22 protein-coding genes are annotated in these 19,710 nt (G+C 24.2%); 17 read left to right on the top strand and 5 right to left on the bottom strand.

All coding sequences use genetic code 11. The features are described 5' to 3' along the window. Positions 1-62: 62 nt before the first annotated feature. Together CLOACE_RS02910 and CLOACE_RS02905 are read right to left on the bottom strand one after the other, a co-directional pair. Positions 63-521, bottom strand: a complete 459-nt coding sequence (locus CLOACE_RS02910; protein ID WP_070109551.1) for an S-ribosylhomocysteine lyase — start codon at positions 519-521, stop codon at positions 63-65. A gap of 448 nt (positions 522-969) precedes the next feature. Continuing rightward, on the bottom strand, positions 970-1,647 hold the full coding sequence (locus CLOACE_RS02905; protein WP_070109550.1) for a TrkA C-terminal domain-containing protein: 678 nt from the start codon (positions 1,645-1,647) through the stop codon (positions 970-972). Between the two features lie 194 nt (positions 1,648-1,841). Here CLOACE_RS02905 and CLOACE_RS02900 point away from each other — a divergent pair, with 194 nt between their 5' ends. The 10 genes from CLOACE_RS02900 (at position 1,842) to CLOACE_RS02860 (ending at position 11,195) form a co-directional block, all read left to right on the top strand. After that, positions 1,842-2,312: a QueT transporter family protein gene (locus tag CLOACE_RS02900; protein ID WP_070109549.1), complete on the top strand. Its 471-nt coding sequence runs from the start codon at positions 1,842-1,844 to the stop codon at positions 2,310-2,312. 216 nt (positions 2,313-2,528) lie between these two features. Beyond that, the gene (locus CLOACE_RS02895; RefSeq protein WP_070109548.1) at positions 2,529-3,821 is read left to right on the top strand and encodes a homoserine dehydrogenase; all 1,293 of its coding nucleotides are present in this window, start codon (positions 2,529-2,531) and stop codon (positions 3,819-3,821) included. A 126-nt stretch (positions 3,822-3,947) separates the two neighbouring features. Next, positions 3,948-4,106 carry a hypothetical protein gene (locus CLOACE_RS11740; RefSeq protein WP_175429428.1) on the top strand — a complete coding sequence of 53 codons (159 nt, stop codon included), beginning with the start codon at positions 3,948-3,950 and terminating at the stop codon, positions 4,104-4,106. 325 nt (positions 4,107-4,431) lie between these two features. Continuing rightward, the gene (locus CLOACE_RS02890; RefSeq protein ID WP_070109547.1) at positions 4,432-4,836 is read left to right on the top strand and encodes an Hpt domain-containing protein; all 405 of its coding nucleotides are present in this window, start codon (positions 4,432-4,434) and stop codon (positions 4,834-4,836) included. A gap of 29 nt (positions 4,837-4,865) precedes the next feature. Next, a complete protein-coding gene (locus tag CLOACE_RS02885) occupies positions 4,866-5,225 on the top strand; it encodes a response regulator (RefSeq protein ID WP_070109546.1) in 360 nt (119 codons plus the stop codon). Positions 5,226-5,229: 4 nt separating this feature from the next. Next, positions 5,230-5,874 (top strand): chemotaxis protein CheC, encoded by a 645-nt coding sequence (locus tag CLOACE_RS02880; protein WP_070109545.1) that lies wholly within the window; start codon positions 5,230-5,232, stop codon positions 5,872-5,874. After that, positions 5,867-7,645 (top strand): EAL domain-containing protein, encoded by a 1,779-nt coding sequence (locus CLOACE_RS02875; protein WP_070109544.1) that lies wholly within the window; start codon positions 5,867-5,869, stop codon positions 7,643-7,645. Before CLOACE_RS02880 ends, CLOACE_RS02875 begins: the two co-directional genes overlap by 8 nt. 206 nt (positions 7,646-7,851) lie before the next feature. After that, positions 7,852-8,631, top strand: coding sequence for a hypothetical protein (locus CLOACE_RS02870; RefSeq protein WP_070109543.1), 780 nt, complete (start codon positions 7,852-7,854; stop codon positions 8,629-8,631). A gap of 13 nt (positions 8,632-8,644) precedes the next feature. Next, on the top strand, positions 8,645-9,790 hold the full coding sequence (locus tag CLOACE_RS02865) for an AAA family ATPase (RefSeq protein WP_070109542.1): 1,146 nt from the start codon (positions 8,645-8,647) through the stop codon (positions 9,788-9,790). Positions 9,791-9,806: 16 nt separating this feature from the next. After that, positions 9,807-11,195: a vWA domain-containing protein gene (locus tag CLOACE_RS02860; protein WP_070109541.1), complete on the top strand. Its 1,389-nt coding sequence runs from the start codon at positions 9,807-9,809 to the stop codon at positions 11,193-11,195. 334 nt (positions 11,196-11,529) lie between these two features. Here the strand turns inward: CLOACE_RS02860 and CLOACE_RS02855 are convergent, their stop codons facing one another. Next, positions 11,530-12,138 carry a GDSL-type esterase/lipase family protein gene (locus CLOACE_RS02855; protein ID WP_070109540.1) on the bottom strand — a complete coding sequence of 203 codons (609 nt, stop codon included), beginning with the start codon at positions 12,136-12,138 and terminating at the stop codon, positions 11,530-11,532. A gap of 145 nt (positions 12,139-12,283) precedes the next feature. On the opposite strand from CLOACE_RS02855, the gene CLOACE_RS02850 reads away from it, so the two are divergent. The 5 genes from CLOACE_RS02850 to CLOACE_RS02830 all read left to right on the top strand — a co-directional run bounded on the left by CLOACE_RS02850 (position 12,284) and on the right by CLOACE_RS02830 (position 16,290). After that, positions 12,284-13,309: a phosphodiester glycosidase family protein gene (locus CLOACE_RS02850; protein WP_070109539.1), complete on the top strand. Its 1,026-nt coding sequence runs from the start codon at positions 12,284-12,286 to the stop codon at positions 13,307-13,309. A gap of 15 nt (positions 13,310-13,324) precedes the next feature. Continuing rightward, on the top strand, positions 13,325-14,401 hold the full coding sequence (locus CLOACE_RS02845; protein WP_070109538.1) for a hypothetical protein: 1,077 nt from the start codon (positions 13,325-13,327) through the stop codon (positions 14,399-14,401). A gap of 119 nt (positions 14,402-14,520) precedes the next feature. Then, positions 14,521-14,934 carry a bacteriohemerythrin gene (locus tag CLOACE_RS02840; RefSeq protein WP_070109537.1) on the top strand — a complete coding sequence of 138 codons (414 nt, stop codon included), beginning with the start codon at positions 14,521-14,523 and terminating at the stop codon, positions 14,932-14,934. Positions 14,935-15,451: 517 nt separating this feature from the next. After that, on the top strand, positions 15,452-15,982 hold the full coding sequence (locus CLOACE_RS02835; RefSeq protein ID WP_070109536.1) for a hypothetical protein: 531 nt from the start codon (positions 15,452-15,454) through the stop codon (positions 15,980-15,982). Between the two features lie 83 nt (positions 15,983-16,065). Then, on the top strand, positions 16,066-16,290 hold the full coding sequence (locus tag CLOACE_RS02830; protein WP_070109535.1) for a helix-turn-helix domain-containing protein: 225 nt from the start codon (positions 16,066-16,068) through the stop codon (positions 16,288-16,290). A gap of 68 nt (positions 16,291-16,358) precedes the next feature. Here CLOACE_RS02830 and CLOACE_RS02825 read toward each other — a convergent pair whose 3' ends face one another. Then, on the bottom strand, positions 16,359-17,453 hold the full coding sequence (locus CLOACE_RS02825; RefSeq protein WP_070109534.1) for a TolC family protein: 1,095 nt from the start codon (positions 17,451-17,453) through the stop codon (positions 16,359-16,361). Then, positions 17,443-18,897: a TolC family protein gene (locus tag CLOACE_RS02820; protein WP_070109533.1), complete on the bottom strand. Its 1,455-nt coding sequence runs from the start codon at positions 18,895-18,897 to the stop codon at positions 17,443-17,445. The genes CLOACE_RS02825 and CLOACE_RS02820 overlap by 11 nt, the downstream gene beginning before the upstream one ends. A 138-nt stretch (positions 18,898-19,035) precedes the next feature. Between CLOACE_RS02820 and CLOACE_RS02815 the strand changes: the two genes are divergently transcribed. Beyond that, the gene (locus CLOACE_RS02815; protein WP_070109532.1) at positions 19,036-19,317 is read left to right on the top strand and encodes a DUF503 domain-containing protein; all 282 of its coding nucleotides are present in this window, start codon (positions 19,036-19,038) and stop codon (positions 19,315-19,317) included. A gap of 85 nt (positions 19,318-19,402) precedes the next feature. Beyond that, positions 19,403-19,696, top strand: coding sequence for a hypothetical protein (locus CLOACE_RS02810; RefSeq protein ID WP_070109531.1), 294 nt, complete (start codon positions 19,403-19,405; stop codon positions 19,694-19,696). Positions 19,697-19,710: the final 14 nt, after the last annotated feature.

Genomic DNA, 19,710 nt, shown 5'->3' with positions numbered 1-19,710 from the left:
ATGAAGCATCAACATCATTTGTTAGTATATCCAAATTTCTAAATTTTAAACAATACAAATTATTATTTATCTCCATATATATTTGTACTAAATCCTTTTTTAAGTACGTATTTAGCATATTCTTTTGCACCAAACAAAGAAAGATCTCTGTAATTACCACACTGAAGGTCATTTGCAGCAGGTATTTCTTCTGCATTTAATATTTCTTTAAGAGATTTTTCTAAAGCAATTTTTACATTTTCCACATTTTCTTCTGCAAATACAGTTAAGTAAAATCCTGTTCTACAACCCATGGGAGATATGTCAATAATATTGTCAATATGTTCTCTTAGTATACCTGCCAAAAGATGTTCTAGTGCATGAAGGGAAGCAGTAGGTATAGCTTCTTTATTTGGCTGAGTAAATCTTAAGTCAAATTTTGTAACAATGTCTCCTTTTTCACCTTTTAGTACTCCACATTTTCTTACATAGGGAGCTACTACATTTCTATGATCTAGTTCAAAACTTTCAACATTTTTCATTTAATATACCCCTTTTCTATAAATTATATTACATTTAATTATAATATAAATCATAAAAAAATACACAAATAAATATTAGAGTGTTGAATAAAGAATAGTTGAAATAATTTGCATATAGAAAATAATTAAAAATAATCTGTACAAAAATAATAAGGTAGCCTCATAAAGAGAGTTTAGAAATAAGTCATTTCATTAAGACACTCTAAGAATAAAAAATAAAAAAACTCCTACCCAATTTATGCCCCGTCCTTGGGGCGGAAATTGGCTCATCACGTCCTGTGATGAATTACGGAGTTTTTTTATTTTTTATTCTAAGAGTGTCTAAAATTCATTCAAATTATTTCCAAACTCTCTTTATGAGGCTACCTTATTATTTTTGTACAGATTATTTTTAATTATTTTCTATATGCAAATTATTTCAACTATTCTTTATTCAACACTCTAATATTTATTTGTGTACTTTCTTATGATTTATATTAAATATTCTTATTATTTCTGATATTTTACCGTAAATTAATAAGTTGTCGCCACTTTCTATAACATAATCTCTTTTAGGAAATCCTATAAATTTATCTCCTTTATCTATATTTAGCACTAATATATTATGAGGTTTTAAATTTGATTCTTTTAGTGGAACTCCTATTAAAGAAGAAGTATCATCGATTAATATAGAATATACACCATATCCTTTTGCTCTAGTGATTAATGTATATATGCTTCCATTAATTTTTGCTTTTATATGTTTTATTAATATAATTTTTTCTATTATACAGTCTAAAAGTGCCATTAAAGGTTTGCTTCTTAAAAATAAAAGTATGCAGCTAAAAAATATAGCTAGTATAATTAAGTCCTTAAAGGAAACAGATTTTCTTAATAAGTTTACTAAGAAGGAAATACTTGTTAAAATACCTATATAACCTATAAGCATAACTATTTGTGCTAATTTACGTCTTTTAGGATGTTGGGTAACTAATTCAGCTTCTTTTGTAGTAAAACCTGAACCAGTTAATAAAGAAATAACTTGAAATCTTGATTTTTCTTCAGATAAACCTGTAAGTTTAAATAATACAGTAATTATTTCAATTGATAATAAAAAAATTATTACAGATAATAAAAAGTATAGCATTGATTAAACCCCCTTAAAATCTTACCTGAAAGATAATTTTACTAAAATATTATATCATAAAATTATTTTTCAGGTAAATTGTATATTTATATACAAAACTAAAGTTTCATGTTAAAATTGAAGGGTAATTGGAAGTGTTCCTTGCCTAACCACTTCTTGAATAAAAATTTGGTATAGGAGGGAGAAGTAATATAGTGGATACAAGAAAATTATCTAAAATAGCAATAACAGCTGCAGTTTACGTAGTAGCTACTGTAGCCATAGCTCCATTAAGCTATGGAGCTATACAACTTAGGTTTTCAGAGATAATGACTCTTTTAGCATATATTGATCCAGTATATATACCAGGACTTGTACTAGGATGTGCTTTATCAAATTTATATAGTCCTTTAGGTATAATTGATGTGTTTATAGGAACTATTGCTACTTTTATATCAGTATATATGATTAGTAAAACAAAAAATTTACTTTTAGCTAGTATATGGCCAACAGCTATAAATTCCGTTTTTATAGGAGCAGAACTTTATTTTGTACTTAATCAACCCTTTTTAATATCTACATTTTATATAGCTATAGGTCAATTTTTAGTAGTAACTTTAATTGGATACCCTGTATTTAAATTAATTTTAAAAAATAAAAGTGTAGTAAATATATTAAAATATTGATAATTATAAAAAAACCCCATGATATTAATCATGGGGTAATTTTTTTTATGAAATTAATAAATTTAAATGCAAAAAAATTTTAATTTTATAAGATTTAGATTTATATAAAGTTATTTGTATAATATATAAAGTAGTAAATTACAAAGTAATAAGGTATAAAATAACTTGACTTTAATTGTAAAAAATAATAGCATAAAAATTAGAGGAGGAATTTTTATGAGCAAAGTAAAAATAGCACTATTAGGAATGGGTAATGTAGGTTGTGGAGTACTAAAAGTGCTAAGTATGAATAAAAAACAGATTACACAAAGATCTGGATATGAAATTGAAGTAGGAAAGGTTTTGGTAAAAAATAAAGATAAAGATAGAAATATAGAAATAGATAAAGAAATTATAACTACTAATTTTGATGATATATTAAATGATGAAGATGTAAAAATTATAGTAGAATTAATGGGTGGAATTGATCCTGCTAGAGAGTATATAATAAAGTCTATGAAAAAAGGTAAACATATAGTAACTGCTAATAAAATGCTAATAGCAACTTATGGAGAAGAGCTTTTTGAGGAAGCAAAAAAAAATAAGGTTATGTTTTATTATGAGGCTAGTGTATCTGGTGGAATACCTATTATAGAGGGATTAAGCGAAAGTTTGACAGCAAATAAAATAGAGAGAATTATAGGAATAATAAATGGAACTACTAACTATATTTTATCTAAAATGAGTACAGAAGAATTAGAATATGATAAAGTTTTAAGAGAATCTAAAAAAATGGGATTTACAGAATCGGATCCTAAATTAGATGTTAGTGGATATGATGCAGCGTATAAATTAGCCATATTGTCCAGATTAGCTTTTGAAACAAAAGTAGATATAAATTCTATATATAGAGAAGGAATAGAAAGCATAAAGCAAATAGATATTGACTATGCAAAAGAATTTGGATATATTATAAAGCTTTTAGCAGTAGCTAAAGAAGAAGTAGAAGGGGTTTTAGAGCTTAGAGTACATCCTGCTATGATACCAATAAATCATCCTTTAGCTAATGTTAATGGATGTTATAACGGTATTTTTATTAGAGGAAATGCTGTAGGAGACTTAATATTTTATGGTCATGCTACTGGGGAAATGCCTACTAGCAGTGCAGTAGTTTCAGATATAATTACTATATTAAGAAGAAAATTAGATTTTTGCAAACAATATGGTATAAAAATGGATACAAAGAAAGTTAAACCTATAGAGGATACACAGTGTGGTTATTATATAAGAATTACTGTTGAAGATATACCAGGAGTACTTGCTAGAATAGCTACTGTATTTGGAAAAAACAAGGTAAGTCTATTGTCTGTAATACAAAAACCTAGAAGAAAGGGAGAACGTTTTGTATCTTTAGTGTTCTTTACACATAATACTTTAGATTCTAGCTTAAAACAAGCTTTAAATAAAATAAAAAATTTAAGAAATGTAAATATGATAGAAAGTATAATTAGATTAGAAACTTTTAAATAAAAACACTTTTATAGGGTGCATTTAAATGCACCCTAATTTACTGTGAAAATATATAAGTATTATAATTACATAAACTAAATTTAATTAGGAAACAATAAATATACAAATAATTTTTGGAGGAATGTTATGAGTAAGAAAAAGAATATAAAAGGTAAAAATAAATCTATGAAGCAACACAGTTTTAACAGTATGAATTCAAAAACAGGATATTTAGATACTGGTAATGATGCTCAAGTACATGCAAAGGCAAGAGCTATGAGAAATAATGACAATGAATCTTATTAATAGTGTTTCTAAGAAACACTATTTTTTTATGCATAAAATTTAAATTACTGTTAAAATTTATAAATTATCTATTTTAATAGAGAAATTTAAGGTTTAAATACTTATATTGTAAAAATTTATTTTAAATTAATTTAAAATAAATTTTTACAATATAAAAGTGGTATAATTATATATAATGTAATTAAATTTTTGATTTTTAATGTAAACTTTTGGGTTAAGGCATTTAATTTGACAAAAATACCTTTTAGATTATAATTAATATAAATATTTATGAAAATTTTTACATAGTAAGCATTAAAAATGTACTTATGGAGGTGTGTGGAAATTGGACAAACACATAGAGTGTGATAGCATTATAATTGACTATATAGTTGAAACTAATGAATTATTAAATCAGTTAGAAAATTTAATTATCAATGCAGAAATTGAAGAAAGTTTGAAAGGTTATATAGATAAGATAATTAGAATTATTCATACAATTAAAGGAAATTCTATGACTATGGAGCTTGATAATATTGTAAAATTAATGCATTTAGAAGAAGATATTATATGCTATTTAAGGGATAACAATATTGAAAATATAGATTATAGTAATTTAGCAGATATATTTCTTAATACTATAGATTATATAAGACGGGAAACTTTAAAATTGAAAAATAAAAATTATAAATCTAGTGATAATAGTAATCTTATAAAAGATATTGAAAAATTTTCAAAAAGCTTTATTTAATAAAAGTTTACATATATGGAGGAATAGCAATGAAAATATTGATAGTAGACGATTCTGCCTTTGCTCAAAAAAGTGTATTAAGACTTTTAAAAGTATACTTAAAAGAAGTGGAATTTTACACAGCTACTTCAGGTAAAGAAGCATTAGAAATTTATAAAGAACAAAATCCTGATTTTTCATTTATAGATTTGCTAATGCCTGAAATGAGTGGGCAAGAATTAATAGCAAATATTAAAAAAATTAATAAAGATTCTAAAATATTTGTAATGTCTGCAGATGTGCAAAAATCTGTTAAAGAAGAAGTTAAAAGTCTAGGAGTTATTAGTTTTATAAATAAACCTTTTAATAAAGAAAAAGCTATGGAAGTATGTGAATTTATAAAGGGGTGACTAAATGCTTACTAAAGAACAAAATGATATATTAAAAGAATTAATGAATATATACGTAGGAAGGGCTGCAAAATTATTATCAGAAATAATTAATAAAAGAATTAATTTATCTGTGCCAGAGTTGCATATTATTTTGCCTCAATTTAAAAGTGAAATTAATAAAGAAAAATTTCCAGAATTTCTAAAAGGTACTTTGATGTCATCATCTTTGAGTTTTGGTGAAGAATTTACAGGCAAAGCAGAGTTAGTTTTTCCTACAGATAAAATTAAAGTTTTAACATCTCTTTGCTTAGGTGAGGATGATTTTTTAGATTTAGGGGAAGAAAATTTTAATAATTTTAATGATATTGACTTTGACGTGATGAAAGAAATAGGAAATATTATACTTAATTCAGTTATGGGAGGTATAGGAGATCTTTTAAATACAAAACTTCAATATACTGTTCCTGAAATAGAATTATTTGACATAATAGAATATAGAAAAAGGATTATAGAGAAGCAAGATGTATATTTTATATTGATGTATGTATCCTTTACAGTAGAAGATACAGAAATACAAGGAGCTATATTAACTAATTTTAGTTTAAACTCTATAACTCAATTAATGGATAAAATTAATGAAATAAAGAAGGAATTAGAATATGAATAATTTGTTTTTTTTAAATGTTTTAGACAAATTAAACGAGGGAATTATAATTTTAAATAAAGATTTAGAAATATGTATGTGGAATGGATATCTTGAAAGTTTTACAGGAAAAATTAAAGAAGAAGTAATAGGTAAGAAGATATATGATGTGTCACCTTTATTGAAGAATAATATGTATATAGATATATTTAAAAATGCTTTAAAAAATGGAGAAAGTAGATTTTGTTCAGGGGTATTGCATAAAGCTTTTATACCTTCTAAAAATAAAGATATAAATAAAGAACTGAGGCAAAGCATGCAAGTAAATATAATAGAATACAATAAAAATATATATATATTAATACAAATAATGAATGTTACAAGTCAATATGAGAGAGTAAAGAAGCTTAAAAGTTATATAAAAAAATTAGATTATACAAAAAAAGAATTAGAAGAAAGTGAAAAAAGATATAAAATATTATTTGAAAAGGTTAAACAATTTGCGTATTATGATAGTCTTACAGGTCTTCCTAATAGAAAATTATTTATGGAAACATTAAATAGAACTATATTAGAAAAAAATAAATTTTCAGTTATATTTTTAGATATGGATAAATTTAAAAATATAAATGATACTTATGGACATGATATAGGCGATAAATTTTTAATACAGGTATCTAAAAGATTAAAAAATGTTATTACGAAAGATGATATGGTTGCTAGGCTTGGAGGAGATGAATTTGTTATACTTCAATTAAATATAGATAGCAAATTAGATTGTGTTAAAGTTGCACAAAAAATTACAAAAGTCTTAGATAAACCTATAAATGTTGGAAATATAACCTTATATACTTCTGCAAGCATAGGAGTTGCTATATATCCTGATGATGGACAAGATAAAAATATATTATTAAAAAATGCTGATACTGCTATGTATAAAGCAAAAGAATTAGAAAAAAATAAATTTAAATTTTTTAATAATAGTATGTATAAAAGTATATCTTATAAAACTAAAATTGAAAATGACATTAGAAGAGCTTTAAAAAATAATGAATTTGAAATTTACTATCAACCTCAAATAGATATTTTTACTAAAAAAATAGTAGGGTTAGAGGCTTTGCTTAGATGGAATAATCCTTTTTTAGGAATTATATTTCCAGATGACTTCATTTCTGTTGCAGAAGAATCAGGTCTTATAATACCTATAGGTGAATGGACTATAAAAAACTGTTGTATGCAAATGAAAAAATGGATAGATAAAGGATACTTTTTAAATTCTGTAGCTATAAATGTTTCTGCTATTCAATTGGAACAAAGCAATTTTGAAATGATTATCAAAAATGCATTAAAGAAAACAGGAGTGCCTCCTTATTTATTAGAAATAGAAATAACAGAAAGAAAAGTTATGAAACGGTTAGAAGAAAGTATAAGTTTACTTAAAAGGTTAAAAAAAATGGGCATAAAAATTGCATTAGATGATTTTGGAACTGGATGTTCTTCTTTAAGCTATCTTAAAAAGTTACCTATAAATACACTGAAATTAGATAAATCTTTTATGGATAAAATAAGTAAGGGCAGTAATGAAGAAGCTATATTAGATGGAGTTATACTTTTAGCACATAAAATGAAAATAGATGTAGTCATAGAAGGAGTAGAAAGTGAAGAACAATTTGATATAATAAAAAATAAAAAATGTGATAAAGTTCAGGGATATTTATTTGGAAAGCCAGTTCCAGCATATGAAATAGAAGAAAAATTAAGTCGCAAAAGTATAAAAAATGATAATACTATGTAAGCTAATAAAAGTGTGCTTGTGAATAGCACACTTTTTGTTGATAATTTATTATTTGTTAAATATTATTAAATAATAAGATGATTTTAATAATGTTTTAAATATAATTAGGATAAATTTTATATATAAAAGACAAATTCATATATTTAAAATTGTAAAAACTTGTGTTAATATAAGAAATAGGTTCATAAAGAAAGGGGGACAGAATAATGACAGAAGAAGAAATATTAAATAGAATTTCTATAGATCCTTATTTTATAAGGAAAGTAGAAAATCAAACAGAAAAAATGCAATACAAAGCAATAGAAAAAAATCCAGATACATTAAAGCATTTGAAAAATCCATCTGAGGAGATTAAATGGAAAGCTTTACAAAAGAAAGTGTGGGTATTTGAATACATAGAAAATCCAACAGAGGATATGTGCTTATTTGCAGTAGAAAAAGCATGGAATAATTTAAGAATAATAAAAAATCCTTCAGAAAGAGTTATAAAAAAAGCTATAGATTCTAAAGGATGGGCTATTCAATATGTAAAAAATATATCAGAAGAATTGCAACTTTTAGCTGTAAATAAAGATTGGGATTCTATACAATATATAAAAGATCCTTCAGAAAAAGTTCAAATGGCAGCTGTGAAGAATGCTTGGAATGCAATAAAGTATATAAAAAATCCAACATTTGATGTTAAGAGAGAGGCTATAGCGAAAAATGCTGATGCTATTAGATTTGTTGGAGATATAAGTCAGGAAGAAAAGAAAATATTTATAGAAGACAATATAAATATATTAAAATATTTAAAAGATAAAAATACATTAGAATTAGCTGAAGCAATTTTAAAAGACAAATTAGCTAAAAATGATATAAATAAAGAATATGTAGTAGATTTTATTGAATGCGATGCTATTGAATTTGATAAAGTTAAATTTATTTATAAATACGGTAGTGCTAAAGCTAAAATGTATTTATTAGATTACAAATTAACAGTATAAGGAGAAGATAAGTATGAATTTTTTTGATGCATTAATGACAGTGGAATTAGTAATTAAGAGTGGAGCAGTACCTTTATTAATTGGAGAAAGTGGAATAGGAAAAACTGCATTAGTTAAAGAATTAGCAATAAAGGATGATTATTATTCTATAAATATAGATGGAAACTTATTGAAAGAAGGAGAAATAGGGGGACTTCCAACAGTTGAAGATTATTTTATAGAGTTTAATGGCAAAAAAATTAATAAAAAGAAAACAGTATATGCAATTCATACTAAGTTATTAGAAATAGATAATGTTTTAATGAAAAATCCAAACAAAAAAATATTATTATTTATTGATGAAATAAACAGATGTGAACATAGTGTACAGCAAGAACTTATGAATATTATATTAAATAGAGAAATAAATGGATATATACTTCCAGATAATGTGTATATAATTGCAGCTATGAATCCTTCTAATAAATATGAAGAATTTTCTCAAAGTGATTATGGAGTAGTAGATATGGACCCTGCTCAAGAAAATCGTTTTGTATGGATAGAAATGGATGCAGATGCTAAGACTTGGCTTAGATGGGGTATGGAAAGTATTGGAGAAGAAGTTAGAATTCACAGTGATATACTTGAGTTTATTGCCAGTTTTCCAGAGTATCTTCATACACCATATTCTAATGAATCTGTTAAAGCTACCCCAAGAAGTTGGGAAAGAGTTTCAGATGCTTATAAAGTATATATTAAAGAGAAGGATAATTTCCCTTCAAGAATTTTTTATAATGTAGTAAAGGGTAATGTAGGCGTTGCTATAGCTCAAGATTTTTATAATTTTTTACAAAATCATAAAAATCCTTTAATAAAACCAGAAGATATTTTTAAAGAAGATACTATTTCAGAAGAATTAAAGAACAAAATGAATAAAGAAAGCCATTCAAGATTATATCTTACAGCTAAAAATACATTGATTTATTTAAAAGATAAAGAAGATAGAAATAGAGAAATTGGTATATTTTCTGAATTTCTACAATTGTACCCAGCAGATTTAAAAATGGGAATTATGCAGGATATAAAAAATAATTATGAAGATACTTTATATAAAGAATTTATGGAAAATGAAATGTTTGTAGAGGGTTATTTTACTGTTTATTCTCAATTAGCTAAGTAAATGAAAGGAGCTTAAAATGGAACAAAACAATAATTTTGAATACTTAAGAAAAAGCCTTCTAGCAAAAATAATAGAAGAAGATGAACAATATTATATGTCTCCTCAATTTGAAAAGGAATTTTTTAAATTAATAGAGTTATGTACTTTTTCATTAATGAAAGGCGAAGATAATTTTTTTGCTTTATTTATGATACAAATGAAAAGGGGAATAAAGTGGGATTTGCCTACAGCTACAGCTACTAAAGCAGGAGTATCCTATTTTTCTATTTACTTTAATCCTAAAGTGTTTTTAAAATGCAACTTAGAAGAAATGAAAGCACTTATTAAACATGAAGTTTATCATATTATGTATGGACATTATGGAAGGGCTAAAAAGTTAAGAAAAAAATATAGTGCTTTAGCTGTGAATTTAGCTATGGATATTTCTATTAATCAATATATTACTCATTTGCCATCTTGGTCTAGTACTTTAGAAAATGTAAGTCTTACTTACAAAATATTATTAGAATATGAAAAACCAGTAGAAGAATACGCTAAAAAAATACAAGAAGGTATAGATAGCTTAAAGGCAAAAGAAGGAGCTATAATTGAAGATGATAGGATAAAAGGAGAGGAAAAGCCTTTACAATCAGGTCATGATGAAAGTAGAACTCATGATATGTGGGAAGAATCAGATGATACATTTAACTATGAACAACTAAAACAACTTATAAGAAAAATGGCTAATAATGCTAATAGTGGAAAAATGCCTGCAACACTTGAAAAACCTTATAAAGAATTAAATCAAAAGCCACAAATCACTTGGAAAGATTATTTAAGAAAGATAGTAGGAACTCTTCCAGTAGGTTATAAAAAAACTATAACAAGAAAAGATAGAAGACAACCAGATAGATTAGATTTAAGAGGAAAATTATCTGATCATATTATTCAAATTTTAATTGCTATAGATATAAGTGCAAGTATGTCAGATGAAGAAATAAAACAAATAATGACAGAAGTTTTTGGAATAATAAAAAATTATCCATCAGAAGTTAAAATAATAGAATGTGATAATGAAATTAGAAGGGTATACAAAGTAAGAGGACCTAAAGATGTTAGAAAAAAATTAGACACTAAAGGTGGCACAGCTTTTTCTCCTGTGTTTAATTACATGAAAAAAAATAGAATGAGAAATCATCTTTTAATATATTTTACAGATGGTATTGGAGAAAATGAACTTCAATATAAACCAGTTCATAATAAGACATTATGGGTTCTTACTGGTAAAAACCAAAAATTATCTCTTGCAAAACCTTATGGAGTAGTAATAAATTTGTCAACGGAAGAAAAGGTTGAGGAAGATTTTACTTATATGAAAGAAATGATGAGAGATATTATGCCTGGTTGGGCAGGATGGGTATTTTAAATTATAATTGTTCTAGGCTGTTGAATAAAAAATAATTAAAAATAAGCTAAATAAAAATAATAAGCCCACTAGCATAAAGAGAGTTTGTAAATAAATCATTTTATTAAGACACTCTAAGAATAAAAAATAAAAAAACTCCTACCCAATTTATGCACCGTCCTTGGTGCGGAAATTGGCTCATCACGTCCTGTGATGAATTACGGAGTTTTTTTATTTTTTCTTCTAAGAGTGTCTAAAATTCATTCAAATTATTTACAAACTCTCTTTATGCTAGTGGGCTTATTATTTTTATTTAGCTTATTTTTAATTATTTTTTATATGCAAATTATTTCTATCATTTTTTATTTAACAACCTATTGCTTATATTTATTGAATTTTTTAAAGATTCAAATGCAATGGTAAACATAATTTTGTTTCCTTTTGAATTTAAGTGGAGTCCATCAGAATAATATTTATGTATATCTTCTTTTATTAAATTAAATTTATCATGAAAATTTATAAGCAATATGTTATTTCTTGTGGTATATTCTTTTGCCCAATTAACATATTTTAATACATTATTTTTAACTTCTTTGTAATTTAAGGAGTCATCACACCAGAATACTTCAGCCATATCTGTTAATATAGGTGGCTGAAGAGCTAATATAGGAGTTATAGATTTTTCTTTTAATTCATTTAGCAAAGTAGATATATTATTTACTACATCTTTAATGCTATAACCTAAAAAAAAGTCATTACTACCGCCCATTAATATTACATAAGAAGGTTTGTAGTTATATATATCTTCAAATCTTCTTTTAAGAATTCCAAAGGTTGTGTCTCCATTTATACCTTTATTTATTATTTCTAAATTAAGTTTGTTTCTTAGCAAATCAACCCAGCATTCACCAGAATTTACTCCAAATCCGTAAGTTAAACTATCACCTATGCAAATTATTTTCATTAAATCTCACCTTTCTAAATTTATTTATTATTATATCATTTAAATAAAAATATTGCATTTTGATATAACCACAAAGTATATGATATAATTTATGATAAAGCAAAAAATGTATTATATATTTTTATTTGTATAAAGGAGTTAAATTATGAATAGAAGAGCAATTAAAAATAAACGGAATGTTAAAAAGCAAAAGAAAAGAAAAAAATCTATATTTAAAAGGGTATTAATATTTTTAATATATGAATTAGTGATTATTTCCATAGCAACTCCTTTAATGGTGTTTTATGGACCTTTTGAAAATGTAAAAAAAACTATTGTAGGAACTGCTATGGCTACTTTTAAACATCAATATATAGCTACTACATTTTTATCAAAAGATGAAATAGATAAAATTATAAAAAATGATAATTTAAATGGTGTATCTAATAGTGAAAAGGAAAATGAATTAGATGTGCAAATACAGCATAAAGGTAATAAAACCATAGAAAGATATGAAGTACATGCAAGAAAATTTGATGCATACATATTAGAGATAAAAGATCCTTCAAGAATAAAAATAGGATATACTAAAAATATAGGAAAAATGGGACAGAGAACTAGTGAAATAGCTGAGCAAAATAAAGCAATTGCAGCAATAAATGGGGGAGGATTTACGGATAGGTCTTCTGATGGAAGACTATGGGCAGGAACAGGAGCTTATCCAGAAGGAATTGTAATATCAAATGGAAAGATTATATATAGTGATGCAAAAGAATACGAGAAGTTAAATGTTACGGCATTTACTGAAGAAGGAAAATTAATAGTAGGAGAAAAAACTTTAAAAGAATTAAAAGATAGAGGAGTAAAAGAAGCGTTATCTTTTAGAAACACACTTGTAATTAATGGACAACCTTGCAAGGTAGAAGTAGATGAAGGTTTAAATCCTAGAACGGCTATAGGACAAAAGAAAGATGGAACCATTGTATTTTTAGTTATAGATGGAAGAAGAGGATTTAAACAAGGAGCTACATTAAGGGAAATACAAAATTTATTGATTAAAAGAGGAGTATGGAATGCTAGTAATTTAGATGGAGGTTCTTCTTCTACAATGTATTATGATGGAGAAGTTATAAACAGTCCTTGTAATTGGGATGGAGAAAGATCAGTAGCTACGGCAATATATGCAAAATAGTAGAGGAGATTTATTATGAAAGTTTTAAAGAGATTATTTAAATGGACATTAGTTCCTATAGTGATTGTTGCACTTGGACTTTTTATTGTTGATAAATTTTATTTGTCGGAAGAGATGAATTTTAATATAAAAAAGGTTAGCAATAAACAAGAAAATAAAATACATAAAATTAATGTTCCTGTAGATCAAGAAGCAAAATATATTAAAATATCCTATAGAGGAAAATATGCAGCTTATTATAAAGATAATGTTATTAAAATTATAAATACAGAAACTAAAGATGAAAAAACTATAGATATGTCTAAAAGCGTAGATTTACCTTATTATAAATGGTTGCCTGATAGAGATATTTTACTTATTGGAGAAAAATGTATATCTGATAACAAAGGATATTTTTTAAAGTTTATATCTTATGATGCTAAAAGAGACGAGAGTTTTGAATTAAGTGATAACAATAATAATAAAGTTTTAATTCCCTTATCAGATAAAAGTTATGATATAACAGATACATCTGCATCTACTTCTACGCATATAATGTATATAAAAATATCTAATATATTTTCAAGTAAAATATATAGAATTAATATAATGTCTCAATTAGAAACAATTGAAAATATAACTTCTAAGGTTGGAAAGATATCAATTGTAAATAGAGAAGATAAACTAATATACGAAGATAGAATAACAGGTACAATTAATCTTAAAGGTTATAAAAATAATTATCCTATTGATACTACTGGGAAACTTTGCTTATTATCAGTTGATAATGAAGATACCATATATGTAGGTAATAAGAAAGATACTAAAAAAGATTTGAATAATCCCAATAAAGATATATTTGTAAATGAAATTTGGCATAAACAATTGAATTCAAACAGTACATGGAATAAAATTGCTTTAGAAAAGTTTATAAATAAAAAGAACATATATATATCTAAAAATGGAAACATATATGTGGATTATAAGGATAAAGGTCTTATAAAGGAATTAAAAACAGGTAAAGAAACCTTTTACAAAGGTAAATTTGTAGGAATTTGCGATTATGGTATTGTATCTTTATATGAAGGAAAACTAGTTGGAAGTAAATTTTAATAGAAAAGTATAATTTAATTAAACTCATTATTGATAAGCATTATTTATTAATAATAGGTTTAATTTAATAGAATATATGGTATAATATAGTTAAAATTATATTTATACGGGGGGATTTTATGTTTATATGGAAAGAATCATATAATGTAGATATTGAACAAATAGATAATCAGCATAGAAGGCTTTTTCAGTTGGGAAATAATATATACGATATAGTAAAGTTAAATGATAATTATGATCACTATGATGAAATAATGACAGCTTTAGATGCTCTTAAGGAATATACTGTATACCATTTTGGAACAGAAGAAAAACTTATGAAAGAGTATAATTTTAAAAAATATGAAGATCATAAAATAGAGCATGATGCTTTTATAAAAAGAATATCTGGCTTTAGCAAAAAGGATATAGATAATGAGCAAAAAGAGGTTTTGCTAGATCTTCTTTCATTTATATTAAATTGGATAGAAGCACATATACTGGGATCTGATATGAAATACAGAGAATTTTTTCATAATAAAGGAGTATATTAATCAAATTTTAAAAAAATATATTACTTTTATCATGTTTCAATAAAAAATTTACTTATTAAATTAATATATGTAGGCTGCTAAATAAAAAATAATTGAGAAAATTTGCAGATATAAAATAATTAAAAATAATCTATATAAAAATAATAAGACAGCAACATAAAGAGAGTTTGTAAATAAGTCATTTCATTAAGACACTCTAAGAAGAAAAAAACAAAAAAACTCCTACCCAATTTATGCCCCGTCCTTGGGGCGGAAATTGGCTCATCACGTCCTGTGATGAATTACGGAGTTTTTTTATTTTTTCTTCTAAGAGTGTCTAAAATTTATTCAAATTATTTACAAACTCTCTTTATGTTGCTGTCTTATTATTTTTATATAGATTATTTTTAATTATTTTATATCTGCAAATTTTCTCAATTATTTTTTATTTAGCAGCCTACATATATTAATTTAATAAGTAAATTTTTTGCATAACTGTGCATATATATATTTTAGGAGATAAGAAAAGAGGGATTTTATGAAAAGGGAAAATTTAATTTATGAAATTCAGTTTTTAAGAAAGCTGTTATTTAAAAGGGATAAAGTTAAAAAAGAAATAGAGAGTTATAAAAAAAGTAGTAAAAAAGTTTCAATTTTTTCTTTTATTACATCTATAATAGTTTATATAAGTGCTTTTATAGCTTATATAAATGTGAAATATAATAGCTTTATAGTAGAAGCTCAAGGAAATTATATAATGAAAAGTTGTTATCAAGATAATTGGTTTAAAGAATATTTTATAATAAATTTCATTATAATGTGGACTATTTTATTAATTTTACCGATTATAATTTTAAAATTAAATAAAGATAGAATAGAAAAATTAATAAAAAAAGAAATAAATATAGATAATAAATTAGAATATTATATTCAAAGTAATGGAAGTATACCAGAAAAATATTTAAAACCAAAAGTATTAAAACAATTCAATATATATCTAAATAAGGGTAAAGCCGGTAATGTTCAAGAATGCGTAGGTATTTACAATAGTCAATATAGTTATAAATAAAAAATTATAACTATTAATTATTTTTTAAAAGTATTATAATTATAGTAAAGATTTATATATTTAATTTGTAGGGGGGATTTTAATTGTTAGATGGAAAAAAGCTCCGTGAATTTAGATTAAAATTAGGTTATACCACTCAAGATGTTCATAACCTAACTAAAGATCCTAGATTCCAAACTTCTGTATCAAAATCTTATTTAGAGGAGTTAGAAAGAGGAGATAAGAGAAACCCCAGCTTCGATAAAATAGTAGTACTTTCTAGAATATTAGGATGTAGATTAGATGATTTAGTAGTTAGAAGCAATTAACATAATAAATATATAAATGTAAAAAGAGGTTTACTAAAATAGTAAGCCTCTTTTTATATTTATTATTATTAATTACATTTAATAAAAAATTTAAATTTTTGTATTGCTATGTAGTATTCTAATTGAGATTTTTTATAATCTGCTAAAGCGTTATTTAAATTTTCTAAAGCTATTTTATAATCAGAATTAGTAGCCATACCTAATTTTTGTTTTTTAATTACACTATCTAATAAAGATTTTTTGTTTTCATAATCCAGGTTTTTAATTTCTATGCTATTTTTTAAATTTAATATAGTATTATGATTACTTATTACTTTGTATTCTAAATCTTTTTTAGCATCTTCTAAATTATAATTTAATTCTATTAATTTATCTTCTAAATCTTTTATATCATCATCATATTTTTCATTAGAATTAATATCTATAAAATTATTTTTATCATTTTTAGTATATTCTATTTCTGCTTCTATACTATAAATGCTATGATGTTTTTTTATTAATTCATTTATAATATTATCTAAATTAATTTCATTTAAATCTTCACAAGGAATGTTTGAATTCTTAATGTAAAGTTCCTTTCTAACAGGATTACCTATTTTTAAATTTAATTCCATTACAAGCTTGTTTTTTTCATTTATAAATTCTTGTAATTTATTTTTTGCACTTTCTAAAGATAGTTCATAATCTCTTAAAGAATTTTTAGATACACTACCTAATTCCACTTCTTTTTTCTTTTGATTTAATAAATTTTCTAGCCTATCTACTTGATTTTTTTCATTATCTATTAACTCTTGTTGAATTAATATTAAGTAATATAATCTTTCAGTATCTAAAATAACATCATTTCTTTTTTCTTCGTAATTCCATTTAGCATCTTCTAATTCTTTTTTTCTTTGAAGGGGATATACGTTGCCTTTTCTTAAAGTTTCTATAGAAGTTTCTGCACCATCGTTTTTTTCATCCAAAGATTTTTTATATTTTTCATCACAAATTTCTATCTTTTTATTTAGAATACTTAATTCAGAATTTTTATTTGAAGCAGATTTAATAGATTCTTCAAGATTTAAAGTATCACTTCCAGTTAAAGCAGATACAGGTATAAATTTAATGGAAAATAAAAGGGATAATACTGTTAAAGTTAGTATAAAGTACTTATTTTTCATTTGTAAAGCCTCCTTTATTTATATATCCTATTTCACTAGCAAATTTAATTTTATACAAAGATTCTTGGTAATCTAAATTTGATTTAATAGATTCTATTTCACATTGAGTTACATATAATTTTGCTTTTAAAGTAGCCAATAATGTACTCATACCAACTTCATGAGTTTTATTAACATCTTTAAGTTTTTCTTTAGCATTATTTAAAGTTTTATGAGACATTTCTAATTTATTTTTATAATTTTCTATTTCTATATAAGAAGAAAGAATATCTTTCTCTATTAAATTTTTAGAATTATTTAATTTGATTTCAGCTTGACATACAGAATTTTCTCCTTCTATCCATTCTATGTCCTTTGATGCTAAATATTTTTTTATAATACTTAATTCACGTTTCTTTACATCTATATCTATATTATCATTTAAAATCTCAGCTCTGTTTTTTATTGCGTTTTTTAAGTAGTCTTCTTTATCTAAAGATAATTTAGCAGTATCAGTTTTATTAATAATTTCTATATTTTTATATAAAGATATGCCTAATAATTTTTTGAAATTCATTTCCATATTATCTTTATTTCTTTTTGTGTTTTCTAAATCCAAAGCACATTTTTTTAATTCTCTTTCAACACAATCTCTTTCTAATCTAGATACTTGTCCATTTTTAAATTTTATACAAGTTTGTTTAAAATCTTTATTTTGTATATTATAAATATCTTCTTTTATCTTTACCATTTGATTTAATTGATAAAGTACATTAAATGATTTTATAGTAGAAAGCTCTATAGTATTTTTTAGTTGAGACTTTTTATTCCTTGTTTTTTTTATTTCTGCTTCCATAGAGTACCAAAAAAAATCTCTGGGCTTTATAAATTTTTCGAATTTTTCTCTATCACTAATATAGGGATTATCTATACCTAATTTTTTAAACATTATTTTATAAGCAAATAACTGAGATGTTTCTTTTGTAGTCATTAATAGTTTACTTTCATCTTCAGTGAAATTTAAAATGGATAATTGATATTGTATTTCTTGAATTCTTCGCTTTTTCTCATTTTGATTTATTTTATTGTCTTGAGAAATTTCAAATATTTCTTTTTGGAGATTTAAATATTCTTGAAATTTATCTTTTGAGGAGCTATTGAGCATTTTTTTTTCTTTACTATAAAGTATTTGATATTCATCCAGTGCTTTTAAAGCTTTATCCATTTCATCACTTAATTTTTTTAAACTAATTAATTTTCTGTTCATAGATGATAAAGCTAAATTCATCTTTTTTAAATCTTTACTATTTTTTAATGCTATAGTTATTGAATCTTTATCAGATAATTTTAATACATCATCATCTTTAGTTGCATGTACTAATTGGCTTACGGGTACAATTGATATAAAGAAAAATATTAAAACTATAGATAGTATTCTCTTGGTAGTTCTTATATTAGTTTTCATAACTTCACCTCTTATTATTTTTATTATATTACAAATACTCATATAATATAATTTTATGAAAAAAAACCAATATAATCAATGTAAAAAATTATGATATAATATAAAAAATACTGATTTGCAATAAGGAAGGTGTATAATATGGTTATAGGTTCTGGGAAAATTTATTTAATGGCTAACTGGGTACATTCTTTAAAGGAAAAGAGAATGATAGTTAAAAGCATAATAGCTAAAGTTCATAATAAATTTAATGTGTCTATATCAGAAATTGAAAATCAAGATTATCATCAAACTATTACTTTAGGAATTGCCTGTATAAGTAATGATAAAAGGCATGTTGATAGAGTGATGCAAAATGTTATAGATTATATTGAGAAAATAACAGATGCAGTAATACAGGATATTGAAATAGAAATTATATGAATAAAGTTCATTCTTTATTCATATAATTTAAGTGATTTTATGATATAATTATCTTAATAAAATTAAGAAAGGTAGAGAAGATAAAATGGAATTTATAAATAATAAGTTCTCTAATTGGTTATTCATTTTATTATCAATATTAATTATCGTTGCAGCTGTGTATTTGTTTTTTACTTTAGTGCCATTAATTATTTTATTGGTCCTTTCTTTTTGGATATTTAAAAAATGTAAAAGTTATTTTAAAAATTTTAGTATAAGAGAAAAAGTATTAAAAAAAAGATCATATAAAAGCAGTTGGACAAATACTAAAAGTAATAAAGTAAATAAGGATGTAGATTTTAGTGAAAATATTATAGATGTAGATTACAAAGAAGTTTAGTAAACTAATTATAT

It is taken from the genome of Clostridium acetireducens DSM 10703, assembly GCF_001758365.1.
Classification (GTDB): Bacteria; Bacillota; Clostridia; order Clostridiales; family Clostridiaceae; genus Clostridium_C; species Clostridium_C acetireducens.
This window is presented reverse-complemented; position numbering and strand designations above follow the sequence as displayed.

Coding starts and splice junctions, on each gene's coding strand:
- CLOACE_RS02910 (WP_070109551.1), bottom strand. CDS start 521: ATGAAAAATGTTGAAAGTTTTGAACTAGATCATAGAAATGTAGTAGCT.
- CLOACE_RS11740 (WP_175429428.1), top strand. CDS start 3,948: ATGAGTAAGAAAAAGAATATAAAAGGTAAAAATAAATCTATGAAGCAA.
- CLOACE_RS02885 (WP_070109546.1), top strand. CDS start 4,866: ATGAAAATATTGATAGTAGACGATTCTGCCTTTGCTCAAAAAAGTGTA.
- CLOACE_RS02815 (WP_070109532.1), top strand. CDS start 19,036: ATGGTTATAGGTTCTGGGAAAATTTATTTAATGGCTAACTGGGTACAT.
- CLOACE_RS02820 (WP_070109533.1), bottom strand. CDS start 18,897: ATGAAAACTAATATAAGAACTACCAAGAGAATACTATCTATAGTTTTA.
- CLOACE_RS02825 (WP_070109534.1), bottom strand. CDS start 17,453: ATGAAAAATAAGTACTTTATACTAACTTTAACAGTATTATCCCTTTTA.
- CLOACE_RS02855 (WP_070109540.1), bottom strand. CDS start 12,138: ATGAAAATAATTTGCATAGGTGATAGTTTAACTTACGGATTTGGAGTA.
- CLOACE_RS02835 (WP_070109536.1), top strand. CDS start 15,452: ATGAAAAGGGAAAATTTAATTTATGAAATTCAGTTTTTAAGAAAGCTG.
- CLOACE_RS02880 (WP_070109545.1), top strand. CDS start 5,230: ATGCTTACTAAAGAACAAAATGATATATTAAAAGAATTAATGAATATA.
- CLOACE_RS02840 (WP_070109537.1), top strand. CDS start 14,521: ATGTTTATATGGAAAGAATCATATAATGTAGATATTGAACAAATAGAT.
- CLOACE_RS02865 (WP_070109542.1), top strand. CDS start 8,645: ATGAATTTTTTTGATGCATTAATGACAGTGGAATTAGTAATTAAGAGT.
- CLOACE_RS02860 (WP_070109541.1), top strand. CDS start 9,807: ATGGAACAAAACAATAATTTTGAATACTTAAGAAAAAGCCTTCTAGCA.
- CLOACE_RS02845 (WP_070109538.1), top strand. CDS start 13,325: ATGAAAGTTTTAAAGAGATTATTTAAATGGACATTAGTTCCTATAGTG.
- CLOACE_RS02850 (WP_070109539.1), top strand. CDS start 12,284: ATGAATAGAAGAGCAATTAAAAATAAACGGAATGTTAAAAAGCAAAAG.
- CLOACE_RS02810 (WP_070109531.1), top strand. CDS start 19,403: ATGGAATTTATAAATAATAAGTTCTCTAATTGGTTATTCATTTTATTA.
- CLOACE_RS02905 (WP_070109550.1), bottom strand. CDS start 1,647: ATGCTATACTTTTTATTATCTGTAATAATTTTTTTATTATCAATTGAA.
- CLOACE_RS02875 (WP_070109544.1), top strand. CDS start 5,867: ATGAATAATTTGTTTTTTTTAAATGTTTTAGACAAATTAAACGAGGGA.
- CLOACE_RS02870 (WP_070109543.1), top strand. CDS start 7,852: ATGACAGAAGAAGAAATATTAAATAGAATTTCTATAGATCCTTATTTT.
- CLOACE_RS02895 (WP_070109548.1), top strand. CDS start 2,529: ATGAGCAAAGTAAAAATAGCACTATTAGGAATGGGTAATGTAGGTTGT.